We start from the raw sequence: 13,159 nt of genomic DNA, 5'->3' as shown, positions 1-13,159 counted from the left end.
GCATGAGGCCCAGCGAACCGGACTCATCCCGGCCTCGCTGAGCCCTTCGTTGCAAATTGCAATGGTTCGCGCTCGGCTCCGCGCCAGCGTCAATCGCGGTCAGTCCTGGACCGGAAAGCGCATGGTCACGAATTCTTCCGCCGCGGACGGATGGATGCCCACGGTCGCGTCGAATTGGGCCTTGGTCGCTTTGCACTTGAGCGCGATGGCGACGCCCTGAATGATCTCGGGCGCGTCCTCTCCCACCATGTGCGCGCCGACCACGACGTCCGTGTCTCGGTCGACGACCAGCTTCATGGTGATTCGCTCGTTGCGGCCCGAGATCGTCGCTTTCATGGGCCGAAAGCGGGCAGCGTAGACGTCCACGGCCGCGAAGCGGGCGCGGGCCTGCTCCTCCGTCAAGCCCACCGTACCCACGGGCGGGCGGGAGAATACGGCCGTGGGCACGTCGTCGCGGTCGACGATCTGGGCGTTGTCGTTGAACAGGGTCTCGGCCAGGGCCCGGCCCTCGGCGATGGCTATGGGCGTCAGGTTGATGCGGTCGGTGACGTCGCCGACGGCGTAGATGCTGGGCACGCTGGTGCGGTTGGCTTCGTCGACGACGATCGCGCCCCGCTCGCGGGTCTCCACGCCCACGGCCTCGAGGCCGAGGTCCTTGCTCGCCGGGAGCCGGCCCGTCGCGTAGAGCACGACATCCGTGTCATGGAAGGTGTCGTCGTCGAGGAACAGACTCAGGCTCCCGTCGGCCTTCTTCTCGATGCTGCGCACCTGCACCTCGGTACAGATGTCGACGCCCCGGCCCTCCATCTCCTGGGCGAGGCGCTCGCGGATCTCCGTGTCGAAGCCGCGCAGGACGTTGTCGCCGCGCAACAGCACGCGCACCGACGCGCCGGCGGCGTTGAAGATGCCGGCGAACTCGACCCCGATGTAGCCGCCGCCGACGATGGTCACCCGCTCGGGGAGCGCGGCGAGATCGAGGGCCTCGTTGGAGGTGATGGCGTGCTCGATGCCCGGGATCTCGGGCAGGCTCGGCCAGCCGCCGGTGGCGATGAGGATGTGCTCGGCCGTGTAGCGCTTGCCGTCGACCTCGACGGCGTGGGGCCCGACGATGCGCCCGCGGCCCTCGATGAGCTCGACCTTGGAGTCGCGCAGCAGCCGACGGTAGATCTGCTCGAGGCGGTCGAGCTCGTTGGCCTTGGCGGCCTCGAGCTTGGCCCAGTCGAGCTTGGCCTCGGCGACCTCCCAGCCAAAGCCCGCGGCGTCCTCGAAGTGCTCGGCGAAGCTCGCTCCGTAGACCAGGAGCTTCTTGGGGACGCAGCCGCGCATGACGCAGGTGCCCCCGATGCGGGAGTACTCGCAGATCGCAACCTTGGCCCCGTACTCGCCCGCGCGGCGGCTGGACGCGACGCCGCCCGAGCCCGCGCCGATGGTGAACAGATCGAAGTCGTAGTCCGACACGCCCAAGGTGTATCACCGGCCCGAGGGGGGCTCCGGACCGGACGGGGGGGCTCGCCAGAACGGGTTTCGACCGGGCTGCGGGGCCCCGGGTTAGGATGTCGCGGTGGGAACGGCGATCTGGACGTTCGACGAGGGGATCGCGGCGGTGCTGGCCGAGCTCGTCGTGCCCGTTTGGGCCATCGACCGCGACGTCCGCTTCGTGTGGATGAACCAGCCGGCCCTCGACCTGTGGCGCTCGCCGAGCCTCGAAGAGCTGAACTCCCGGGACTTCTCGACCTCGGCCCGGGCGAACACCGTGCTCGACGGCCTGTTCGCTCGCGCGGCCAAGGGCGAGCGTCAGCAGATCGAGTGGACCTTTTACCCCCGGGGCGAGCCGGTGACCCTGGCCCTCGACCTGCGCCCGATACGCTTCGCCGACGGCGGCCTGGGCCTGCTCAACCAGGCGCTGCCGAGCGAGGGGGCCTTCTCGGACAAGGCGCGCCGCAACCTGACCATCGCCGACCACTCGTCGGTCGCCCGGTTGTTCGCGGCCGCCGACGGCGAGGTCCTGACCATGAACCCCGCGGCCATCCACAGCCTCGGCGAGCGCTCGAGCTGGATCGGCTGCGTCGTCGAGGACGGCCTGGGCGAGGCGATCCTGAGCCGGGCCCTGGCCGGGGAGAGCGTGCGGCTGTCGACCCGCGTGCACAGCAGCGCGGGCCCGAGCTGGCAGGTGGTCGAGGCCGAGCGGCTGCGCGACCCGGTGTCCGGAGAGCTCGGGGTGCTCATCGAGCTCTCGGACGACACGGCGCGGGTCGAGGCGGAGCAGCGCGCGCGCGAGCTGCACGCGACCCTCGAGCTCGTCGAGCGCCAGCGGGCCGAGATCCTCGCGCTCTCGGCCCCGATCCTCGACGTCGGCGACCGGACCCTGGCGGTCCCCCTCGTCGGAAGCCTCGGCGCGGACAAGGGCGAGATGATCACCGGCCGCTTGCTCGAGGCCGTCAACCAGCGCGGCGTTCGACACGTCATCCTCGACGTCACCGGCGTCGAGCTCATGGGCGACGACGGGCTGGGACGCTTGGTCGCCATGGTCCGCGCGCTGCGGTTGCTCGGGGCCGACGCGACGCTGACGGGGATTCGGCCGGAGATGGCGAGCGAGCTCAGCCGCTCGAGCGCCGAGCTCGAGGGCGTCGCCACCTCGCGCTCCCTCGCCGACGGGCTCCGCCGCCTCCGGGTGCACGCGCGCTGACTTGCCTGACTCCGCGGCCGCCGGGCTATGCTGCGGCGTGCGCGTGATCCGGGAATTGCTGGGGTGTTGGGTCGTGACCGTGCTCGTGGGCTGTGGCGTCGAGCCGGAGCCCGCGGAGGGTGGAGACGAACTCGGCGGGGATACCGAGAGCGAGACGGGGACAGACTCGGAGACGTCGACGTCGACGTCGAGCGGCTCCGAGTCTTCGGGAGAGTCGACGGAGTCGGAGACCTCGGCCGAGGCCGAGACATCGAGCGAGACCGACACCGGCGAGGGCTGCCCGGTCTGGTGCCCGCCGCCTGGCACGACCTGGCAGTGGCAGCTGGTCGGAGCGCTCGACGCCAGCTTCGAGGTCGAGGCCTACGACATCGATCTGTTCGACAACGAGGCCCAGACCGTCGCCGAGCTCCAGGCCCAGGGCCGGGCGGTCATCTGCTACTTCTCCGCGGGCTCCTTCGAGGACTGGCGCCCCGACGCCGACGCCTTCCCGCCGGCGGCCCTCGGCGAGCCCCTCGACGGCTGGCCCGGGGAGCGCTGGCTCGACGTCCGCGACGAGGCCGTCCGCGACATCATGCGCGCGCGCTTGGACCTCGCCGTCGAGCGGGGCTGCGACGCCGTCGAGCCCGACAACGTCGACGGCTACATCAACGACTCGGGCTTCCCGCTCACGGCGTCGGACCAGCTGGACTACAACCGCTTCCTGGCCGAGGAGGCCCACGCCCGGGACCTGTCCGTGGGCCTCAAGAACGACCTCGAGCAGATCCCCGAGCTCGTCGACGACTTCGACTGGGCCCTGGACGAGGAGTGCCTGGCCTGGGACGAGTGCGCCCTGCTCCAGCCCTTCCTCGACGCCGGCAAGGCGGTGCTCCACGTCGAGTACGTCGACGAGCCTCGCCAGGGCCAGGCGGCCGCCGACGCCCTGTGCCCCCAGGTCCCGGCGGGCTTCTCGAGCCTGATCAAGACCTGGGATCTGGACCCCTGGGTCATCCCCTGCTGACGCCGCGGGTATGATGCCGCGCCGGGCATGGAGCGGGACGACAGCGGGGGCGAGGAGAGCGGGCCGGTCGAGGCGACGGGCCTGCCCGTGTTGCCGCGGCGGGACCCGTCGGAGGTGGTCGGGGTCGTGTCGCGCGAGCGCAAGGCGCGGGTCCTCGAGGCGCTGTTCGACGAGCCCGCGCCCGCCGTCAAGGTCGGCCGCTTCTCGATCGTCCGCAAGCTCGGGAGCGGGGGCATGGGCGTGGTCTACATGGCCTACGACGAGCAGCTCGATCGCCGCGTCGCGGTCAAGCTCCTGCGCACCGCTGGCACCGACACCACCGGCCGCGCGCGGATGCAGCGGGAGGCCCAGGCCATGGCTCGGCTGTCCCACCCCCACGTCGTCACGGTCTACGAGGTCGACGCCCACGAGGGCCAGCTCTTCGTGGCCATGGAGTACGTCGAGGGGCAGGACCTGCGCGCGTGGTTGGAGGCCGCCGAGCGCGGCTGGGGCGAGGTCCTGGCCGTGTTTCGCCAGGCGGGGCAGGGGCTCGCGGCGGCCCACGACGCGGGCCTGGCCCACCGCGACTTCAAGCCCGACAACGTGCTCGTGGGCCGAGACGGGCGGGCGCGGGTCGCCGACTTTGGCCTCGCCCACGCCCTCGAGGGCGAGGCGGGCGGCGCACAGCCGAGCGCCCCAGCGGACGCGTCCTCGAGCGCGCTGGAGCTGGCGCTGACGCGGACGGGCGCGCTCGTGGGCACGCCGGCCTACATGGCCCCGGAGCAGTACGCGGGCCAGCGCGGGGACGCGCGCAGCGATCAGTTCGCCTTTTGCGTGGCGCTGTGGGAGGGCCTCGCGGGCCAGCGACCCTTCTCCGGCCGCAGCCTGGCCGAGCTGTCCGAGGCCATCGTCGGCGGCGAGCTCGAGGCGGTCCCCGAGCGCGCCCGCGAGCAGGTCCCCGAGTGGGTCTTCGCCGCCCTGCGCCGGGGCCTGGCGGTGGACCCCGGCGCGCGCTGGCCGTCCATGGCGGCCTTGCTCGAGGTCCTGGCCAACGACCCCCAGGCGCGCCGACGCAGGCGTTGGTCGTGGGCCGTGGGCGTCGTGCTCGTCGCCTTCGTCCTCGCGGCGACCACCTGGGTCGCGGCGGCGCAGATCCACGCCAAGCTCCGGGCCCGCTATTGGAGCGGGCTGACCGAGGAGCTCCTGGCCATGGAGCGCGAGCGCGGGCTACGGCAATTGTCCGACGACGGCGCCCGGGCCCGGGACGCCGCGCGCATGAGCGTGGCGCGGCGCTATCGACCGGGGCGGGGGGTGGTCGAGCACGTCGACGCCACCGTCACGGCGCTGCTGCTGCGCGAGGTCGAGACCGAGGCGCGGGACGGCGCCGCGTGGATCTCTGCGGCCAACGAGGTCCTCGGCGAGCCGGTGAGCGAGGTGATCTTGCGCGGGCACGAGGCCGTGGTCACGGCCATGGTCTTCGACGCCGCGGGCCGGTGGCTGTACTCGGCCGACGCGAAGGGGGCGGTGTGGCGCTGGTCCGTGGACACGGGAGAGGGCCGGGCGCTGTACCAGCACGGCGCGGAGGTCTCGAGCCTGGCCCTGAGCCCGGCGGGCAGCGAGCTCGCCAGCGGGTCCGTCGACGGCGAGCTGCGCCTGTGGACGGAGCGGACGGGTCCCTCGACCCTCGAGCGCTACGGCGGCGCGGTGCGGCAGCTGAGCTTCTCGGCCGACGCTCGCCGCCTGCTCACGGCCGCGAAGGACGGGCTCGCCCGGGTGCACGCCCTCGACGGGGGCGCGACGCGGACCTTCACGGGGCACGCGGGCCCGGTCTACGCGGCGAGCTTCGACGCCAGCGAGGCGCGGGTGCTGACCACGTCCTTGGATCGCAGCGCCCGGGTGTGGCGGGCCGACACGGGCGCCCTCGAGGGGGAGCTGCGCGGCCACGAGCAGGGCGTGTTCTTTGGGGCCTTCGTCGGCGAGGACTCGACGGCGATCTTGACCGCCGCCGACGACGGGCAGGTGCGCCGGTGGAGCATCGATGACCTGGGGGCAGGGTCCGCGGGCACGGTGATCGCCAGCCATCCCCGGGCGATCACCGCCTTCGCCGTCGACGGGGCGCGGGTGATCACCGGCTCCGTCGACGGGCAGGTGCGCGTGACCGATTGGCAGGCCGGAGCCGAGGCCAGCGAGGTCGTGGTCGACCACGGCGACGACGTGCGCTTCGTCGGCCGCGGCCCCGCGGGCGTGGTCTCGGTCGGGATGGACGCCCGCGCGTTCGTGTCGAAGCCCGCTCCCGCTCCGCCTCCCCGCGCCCTCGAGGGCCACCGCCAGGTCTTACTCACGGGCGCCATGGACGGCTCCGGGCGCCGCCTGGCGACGGGCTCGTGGTCCGGGCAGATCCGGGTGTGGGCCCTCGACCAGGCGCCCTTGGTGACGAGCCTCGAGGGGCACGGGCAGCGCGTCTTCGACGTCCGCGCGGACTCGCAGGGGACGCGCTTCGTCACGGCCTCCTTTGGCGGCCGGGCGCGGATCTGGCGGGCCGCGGACGGGGCCGCGCTCGAGACCCTCGACGGCGGCAACGCCGTGCTCAACGCGGCCGTGTTCAGCCCCAGCGGAGACTCCGTGGCGACGGCGGGCAAGGGCCCCGTGCTGCTGTGGCGCCTCGAGCCGGGCCGGGACGCTCGGGCGCAGGTGCTCCTCGACGAGGGCGGGCAGGTCTGGGACCTGGCCTTCGACGACGGCGGAGAGCGGCTGGCTGCGGCGGCCTCGGACGCGCGCGTGCGGGTGTGGACGCTGACGCGGGACGGCCCCGAGCTCCAGGTGCTCGAGGGCCACGCCGGTCGGGTCGTGAGCGTCGCCTTCGAGCCCGGCGGCGAGCGCCTGGCGAGCGCGGGCGCCGACGGGACCGTGCGGGTGTGGAGCCCTGGGGACGGGGACGGGGACCCGCGAGGGGTCCACGTGCTCCCGCAGCGGGACCCTCTGGCCATGGACACCCTGCGCTGGAGTCCCGACGGGCGCTGGCTCGCGGCGGCGGCCGCCGGCGGCGGAGCGTGGGTCTGGTCGAGCGCCGCCTTCGAGCTCCCGCGGGCGCTGCGGAGCGACGAAACCGGCAGCTCCGCGCTGGCCTTCGACGCCGCGGGCGAGCGGCTGGCCGTGGGCTCGAGGGACGGCCGCGTGCGGGTCTGGTCTGTCGCCGAGGGGACGCTGCTCACCACCCTCGAGGGCCACACGGGGCCGGTCGTGGGGGCCGCCTTCCTCCCAGGGGGGCGGCTGATCTCGGCCTCCCTGGACCGCACGCTGCGGCTGTGGCGACTGGACGACGGCGCGTCCGTGGTGCTCTCGGGCCACTCGGTGGAGGTCCTCGATCTCGCCGTCGCGGGCGGAGCCCGGGCGCTGTCCGTCGCCAAGGACGGCAGCGTCAGCCTGTGGGACGTGGATCGAGTCGAGTGGGAGCCGCAGGCGCTGATGGACGCCCTGGGCCGGCGGACCTGGGCCTGCCTGGCCCCGCGCACGCGGACACTGGAGCTGGGCGAGGCTGAGACCGAGGCCCGCCTCGCGCACGCGCGCTGCGAGGGTCGAGCCCAGGCGCGAGCCGGTCTTTAGTGCACGATGACCTCGCCGATCGCCGTGCGGCCGTTGGCCAGCTCGAACACCAGGGTCCCGCCGTCGAGGTTCGGCTGGGTGAAGTGGACCACGGTCACGGTCGGATCCGAGGCGGCCTTGAGCGCGGCGATCTGCGCGTTCGTGAGCTCGTGGCGCCCGAGGATGGACCCGGTCACGTCGACGGCGAGGAGGTGCCCGGCGAGGACCTCGTGGGGGCCGCTCTTGAAGGCCTCGAGCAGGTCGAGGTTGAGCGCGTGGCTGACCCCGTCGATGCCGGTGTCGACGTCGCAGTAGGGGCAGGCCGGGTTCTCGGGGGTCGGCTCGGACAGGACGTTGCCAGGGGGATCGAGGCACACGGGAGGGGCGAGGGCGGCCTCGCCGCCGTCGTTGACCAGCGCCGCGTCGAGGGCCGTGTCGACGGCCTCGTGGTAGTGGCCCCGGTGCCCGTCGGAGGCCGGCGCTTCGGCCCCGGTGCAGGTGCTCGGGCAGTCCTTCCCGCACACCTTGGCGACGGCGCTGCAGACCGAGACGCGGCGGACCGGGATGTCGCCGGCGAGGCCATAGTGCGCCTGGTAGCTCGTCGCGTAGCCGGTCTCGTAGAGGACCTCGTGGACCTCTCGGGCGCTCAGCGAGGGCTCCACGGCCCAGACCAGGGCCATGGTCGCGGCGGTGACCGCCGTGGCCACGGAGGTGCCCGTCTGCGGCCGCATCTTGCCGGTGGGGTTGGGGACCCACGCTTGGGTCCCGTAGGTGACGAGGTCGGGCAGGGCCTTGTCCCGGGCCAGGGCGGGGAGCCGATCCCAGGCGTCGACCATGGCGACGGCGTCGACGAGGGGGCGGTCGCCGTAGCTCACCGGGAAGGCCGGCCCGAGCTCGGGGACGCCGAGCTCGGCGCAGCGACCCGCGTCCGGGCTCTTTTCGTTGGCGAGGGCGGCCGGGAACAGCGGGCCGTCGTTGGCCGCGCAGCCGGGGTCGTTGGCGTTGCCCGAGGACGCGACGAAGATGCCTCCGCTGCAGGCGACGAGATCCAGGACCTCGCGCAGGGCCGCGGCGGCGCCTCGATCGGCGGCGACGCTCAGCGTCGGGTTGGCCCCGAAGGCGCCCATGATCACGGCGTGGCGCTCGGGATCGTCGACGAAGGGATCGACGGCCTGCGCCCGCCAACGCATGATCGCCCGATAGATGGCCCGGGAGATGTCGACGTGGCTGCCCACGTGCCCGCCGCCGATGCCGGGATCGATGGCGCCGTCGCTGGTCCGGATCAGCCCGGCCTCGAAGTGCAGGTGGGCGTCGCAGTAGTCGGAGTCGGCGTCGGGGCACAGGACGTCGCGGACGATGTAGCCCATGTTGTGGCCGTGCTCGTGGGGCGTGCTCGAGCCGAACTCCCACTCCGCGATCTGGTCGACGACGTAGACCCCGACGGCGTCGAGCTGCGCGCCCGCGAGGCTGTCGATGGCCGCGATGTTGTTTCGAAAGGCCTGGTAGAGGCCCGCGTCGATGTCCGCGTCGCCGTCGAGGCCGGACATGCCGGACAGCGCGACGCAGTCGACGGCCGCGGTCTTGGCCATGCCGGGGACCTGGTCGAGGCGGTGGTAGAGCCGGGTGTAGGCGTCCGCGGAGGGAGACACGCCCTGGTAGCTGTACAGGCAGTAGGGCTCGAGGCCGTCCGGCACCGAGAGGCCCTGGATCGCCTTGAACAAGGGCTCGGAGGTCCACCCCTTGGGCAGGCCGATGGCGCCGAGGGAGCAGGTGTCGGGGATGTTGGGCCCGTCGGGCAGGCGCGCCGTGACCTGACCCGTGTCGATGCCGTCGCCGGGCGTGCAGGTCATGAACTCGGGCGGCGGCGGGAGCAGGCCGCTCTCGGGCTGCATCGGCGAGCCGGGCGAGGCGTCGAGCTCGGCGTCCGAGGGCAGGTCGAGTTCGCTGTCGAGCTCGCCGTCGAGCTCGGTCGTGCTCTCGGCGTCGAGGCAGGCCGAGAGGCCAAGCCCAGCGGTCAGGGCGAGGATGAATCGAAGGGCGTTGGGGCGGGTGCTCAGGGATGGCATGGGTCAATCTCTCGGCGCCGCACGGGCGCACGTCGGGTCAATACCGACGCGCTCGCGAACAGATTAATTGGGTCAGCCAAAAAAGCCCGAGGCTCCCGACACCGAGGTACAGGAGCGTCCGCGAGCTCGCTGCGTATACTGCTTTGGTGCGCGATGACGACAGCTTGCTGCTGGCCTGGCGAGGGGGAGACAAGGGCGCGGGGCGGGAGCTGTTCGAGCGGCACTACACCGCCGTGGACCGCTTCTTCCGCAACAAGGTCGGCGAGGAGTCCGGCGACCTGACCCAGCGCACCTTCCTCGGCGCCATCGAGAGCGTCGAGGCCGACCGCTACCGCTGCCAGAACAATTTTCGGGGCTGGCTGTTCGCCATCGCCTACCGCCAGCTGTGCAAGCACTACCGGTCCCGGGCGTCCCGGGGCCGGCGCTTCGACCCGGGGGTCACCAGCGTCCACGACCTCGACCCCTCGCCGAGCACCATCCTCGGCCGCTCGGAGGACGAGCAGCGCCTGCTCGCGGGCCTGCGCCAGCTGCCCATCGATCTCCAGGTCGCCCTCGAGCTGCACTACTGGGAGCAGCTGAGCGACGCCCAGATCGCCCGGGTCCTCGACGTCCCCCTGGGCACGATCAAGAGCCGCATCCGCCGGGGTCGGCTGCTGCTCGCCGAGCGCCTCGCCGCCGACGCGAGCTCGGCTCGCTCGGTCGAGGACAGCCTCGCCAACCTCGAGTGCTGGGCGGCGCGCCTGCGCGAGCAGGTGTTCGGTCAGTGATCTCCGATCCGAGGGTTCCGCGACTTTTTTTGGCGTCAGTTAATCCATGCCCGGGGGCGCCGGTAATACCCCGGCGATGACCAACACACCCCGCACCCGAATCATCGCCGTCGCCCCCCTGCTGCTGACCTGCGTGGCGTTTACGGCCTCTACGGCCTGTGATCTGGAGGAGCCCGGCGAAGACGAGTTCGCCGACCTCGGGCAGCCCGAAGAGGCCGCCGAGGCGGCGCCCGAGGACGGCTGGCTCGAGCCCAGCGAGGCGCCCTCCGAGTCGGAGGAGGGCGTGCGTGACCTCCCGCCGCTGCTCGCCCGCGTCGAGCGGGGCACGGCCTCCGTCGAGTGGCGCGCGCCCGAGGACAGCGGCGAGGACGTCTTCCTGTTCATCTCGGGCACCGATGCGGACCAGCCGATCATCGACATGGACACCGCCGAGGGCCTGTCGGCCGTCGAGGCCTGGGTGGCGATCGCCGACGAGCCCACGCTCGTGCCCCCGCTGCTGCTCGAGCGCGCGAGCGTGAGCGACCGGGAGCTGCTCGCCGACTCGGTCCGCGTCGAGGCCCTGCGCGAGGAGGTCGAAGACAAGATGCAGCTCGCCTTCGAGGCGGGCGCCGGGGAGCTCCAGACCCACGCCGTGGGCACCTGCACGACCAGCCAGACCAACACGGCGCGCAACGTCTACGGCAACGGCTACACGCCCACCTCGACCTGCGGCCAGCACCTGGGCTTTCGGACCACCAACAAGAGCTACCTCTACTGCGGCGACGGGGAGTCCGACGGCTGCGACTACCCCCTGGGCCAGTCCGAGAACATGTGCATCCCCGCGCTCACGGACAACGCCCTGGTCTACGGCTCCCTCGAGGCCTTCGGCATGCGCAGCCGGACCGCCGGCAACCCGAGCATGCAGGCCGGCGGCCATCGCATCCGCAGCCTGACCTACAACTGCCACAACAACGGCAACGTCAACATCCACATGGAGTACGGCGCCGACGACTGGGACTACACCGGGCTGGAGAGCGGCTACTACCTCGGCGTGGTCATCCTCGGCTCGGGGCACCTGCCCAAGCGGGTCACGGCCATCGACCTGGTCGCCTACAACCTGTGGGACAACGGCATCGGCGCGTCGGGCTCGACCTACAAGACGACCCGGTACTCGATCACGGGCAACGCCGGGAACGGGGACTTCGGGATCTTCTGCACCGACACGCAAAAGAGCATCTCGATGAGCGCCGGGCCCACGGCCAACCCGCACAGCTGGTGCATCGGCAGCTGCTCCGTCGGCAACTGCTGGGACTGAGCGAGACCCTTCGCAAGCCCGCGCCCGCCTCCGCGATGCTGGAGGCGGGCGTCTCGCTCAGCCCTGGGGCTCGGGCAGGCACACGCCGTCCTCGGCCTGGGCCTGGGTCCGGTAGGTGTTCTGGGCCTCCCAGGCCGGCGGCTCGAACTGCGGCAAGGTCCCGTCCTCGCGGACGTTGGTCACGTGGTAGCCGTGCTGATTCCAGATCCGCCGCGCGGGGACCCAGCGATCCTCGGCGTCGCCGATGACCTGGACCGTGGCCGCGCCGCCGGGCAGCTCGCTCTCGGACACGACCACGATCTCGGCCGAGCCGTCGTTGTCGACGTCGGCGACCACGGGGTACTCGGTGGTCGTGCGGCTGGCCCGGGGGACCTGGAAGATGGCGTCGCCGCTGTCGTCGAATACGAACAGAAAGTCCTCGTCGCCGTAGATGGCCTCGGCGCTGCCGTCCCCCAGGAAGTCGAACGCGGTGCCCGCGGCGATGCCGGTCAGGTCGGCCACGGGCGCGGACCAGACCAGGCTGAAGTCGCCGCGGATGACGTTGTAGTTGTTGGCCGAGCTGATCGCGAACTCGGCCTCGCCGTTGGCCGTGAAGTCGTGGATGGCCGTGGGCCGCCACCAGTTGTTGCTCACCGGCGGGTCACCGCTCGGGGTCTGCTGGGCGAGGGTCAAGGTCCCGTCGTGCTCGATCAGGCTGACGCCCTGGGCCCCCGACACCAGCACCTCGGGCAGGCCGTCGTCGTCGAGGTCGCCGACGGCGGCGTGGCCGGGGACGAGCTGCGGGTGGCTGTAGTAGCTGCTGCCGTCGTGGTGGTAGGCGTTGCGCCCGACGATCAGCTCGAGGTCGCCGTCGCCGTCGAGGTCGGCCGCGGCGCTGGTGTGATAGAAGACCAGGCCCTCGTTGGCGACGTGGAACACGGTCGCGCCGGTGTGGTCGAGGACGCCCCCGCCCGCGTAGATCTCGGCGTCGCCGTCGTTGTCGAAGTCGGCCAGGCCCAGGGCTGGGGCGAAGGAGCTGAGCCAGCCGGGATTGGCGGTGGACTGGACCGCGCCCTCGTTGGAGATGATCTGCAGCTGGCCGGCGGCCGTGACCGCGACGATCTCGGGCAGGCCGTCGTCGTCGACGTCGCCGATCGCCGGGACCTGGGAAAAGCGCAGGCCCGCGTCGAGGTCCCAGTGGATCTCGCCCGTGGCCCCGTCGAACACCCACAGGCGCTCGGGGGCGTTGTTGAGGCCGTCGTGGGTCATGACCACGATGTCCGGGACGTCGCACAGGTCGACGGCGCCGTCGTCGTTGTCGTCGGTGAGGTTGGCGACCAAGGGCGTGGTGATCGCGTTGACGTGCAGGCCCTCGCCGCTCCAGTCCCACTGGACCACGGGGTCGAAGCTGTCGGCGGCCGCGGCCTCTTCGCAGGGCGGCAGGGCGTCGAGCTCCTCGTCGGGGACGGTGCAGATCTCGCCCGGGTCGCGCAAATCCGGCTGGGCGCCGACGTCGAAGATCGTGCCCTCGTCGCTCGTCGACTCGCTGTCCTCGCTGCTCGACTCCGAGGTGCCCGTGCTCGTGTCCTCGGCGCTGCTGGACTCGCTGGCCTCGCTCGCCGACTCGCCGGATTCGCTGTCCTCGCTGGATTCGTCGGCGCTGGTCGACTCGCTGCCGACCTCGTCCGCGCCGCCCTCGCTCGGTGTGTCGTCGGCGCAGGCGCCGACCAGGGCCAGAATCACGAGGGGCGAGAGCAGGCGAAGGGCAGGGCGGAGGTCGGCGCAGTCCATGGTCTGGGATGGTAGCGT

General features: G+C 72.3%; 8 protein-coding genes. 5 read left to right on the top strand and 3 right to left on the bottom strand.

Annotated features, from left to right (window positions below; translation table 11 throughout):
• Positions 1-99: 99 nt before the first annotated feature.
• Complete coding sequence (gene gor / locus PPSIR1_RS24295) at positions 100-1,458, bottom strand: glutathione-disulfide reductase (RefSeq protein WP_006973819.1); 1,359 nt, start codon at positions 1,456-1,458, stop codon at positions 100-102.
• Between the two features lie 103 nt (positions 1,459-1,561).
• Between gor and PPSIR1_RS24290 the strand changes: the two genes are divergently transcribed.
• The 3 genes from PPSIR1_RS24290 to PPSIR1_RS24280 are packed head-to-tail and all read left to right on the top strand — an operon-like array spanning position 1,562 to position 7,265.
• Positions 1,562-2,686 carry a PAS domain-containing protein gene (locus PPSIR1_RS24290; RefSeq protein ID WP_006973818.1) on the top strand — a complete coding sequence of 375 codons (1,125 nt, stop codon included), beginning with the start codon at positions 1,562-1,564 and terminating at the stop codon, positions 2,684-2,686.
• Positions 2,687-2,729: 43 nt separating this feature from the next.
• Positions 2,730-3,683, top strand: a complete 954-nt coding sequence (locus tag PPSIR1_RS24285) for an endo alpha-1,4 polygalactosaminidase (protein WP_157595924.1) — start codon at positions 2,730-2,732, stop codon at positions 3,681-3,683.
• A gap of 27 nt (positions 3,684-3,710) precedes the next feature.
• Positions 3,711-7,265 (top strand): WD40 repeat domain-containing serine/threonine protein kinase, encoded by a 3,555-nt coding sequence (locus tag PPSIR1_RS24280; protein WP_006973816.1) that lies wholly within the window; start codon positions 3,711-3,713, stop codon positions 7,263-7,265.
• On the opposite strand, the gene PPSIR1_RS24275 is transcribed toward PPSIR1_RS24280, so the two are convergent.
• On the bottom strand, positions 7,262-9,310 hold the full coding sequence (locus tag PPSIR1_RS24275) for a S8 family serine peptidase (RefSeq protein ID WP_006973815.1): 2,049 nt from the start codon (positions 9,308-9,310) through the stop codon (positions 7,262-7,264). The two genes, PPSIR1_RS24280 and PPSIR1_RS24275, sit on opposite strands and share 4 nt — an antisense overlap.
• Positions 9,311-9,456: 146 nt before the next feature.
• Here PPSIR1_RS24275 and PPSIR1_RS24270 point away from each other — a divergent pair, with 146 nt between their 5' ends.
• Complete coding sequence (locus PPSIR1_RS24270) at positions 9,457-10,077, top strand: RNA polymerase sigma factor (protein ID WP_006973814.1); 621 nt, start codon at positions 9,457-9,459, stop codon at positions 10,075-10,077.
• A 76-nt stretch (positions 10,078-10,153) separates the two neighbouring features.
• The gene (locus tag PPSIR1_RS24265; RefSeq protein ID WP_006973813.1) at positions 10,154-11,371 is read left to right on the top strand and encodes a hypothetical protein; all 1,218 of its coding nucleotides are present in this window, start codon (positions 10,154-10,156) and stop codon (positions 11,369-11,371) included.
• 57 nt (positions 11,372-11,428) lie between these two features.
• Here the strand turns inward: PPSIR1_RS24265 and PPSIR1_RS24260 are convergent, their stop codons facing one another.
• A complete protein-coding gene (locus PPSIR1_RS24260; RefSeq protein ID WP_006973812.1) occupies positions 11,429-13,141 on the bottom strand; it encodes an FG-GAP repeat domain-containing protein in 1,713 nt (570 codons plus the stop codon).
• Positions 13,142-13,159: the final 18 nt, after the last annotated feature.

The organism is Plesiocystis pacifica SIR-1 (assembly GCF_000170895.1).
Lineage (GTDB): Bacteria > Myxococcota_A > Polyangia > Nannocystales > Nannocystaceae > Plesiocystis > Plesiocystis pacifica.
Note: the sequence above shows the minus strand (reverse complement) of the source record. Positions and strands in the feature narration are given on the sequence as shown.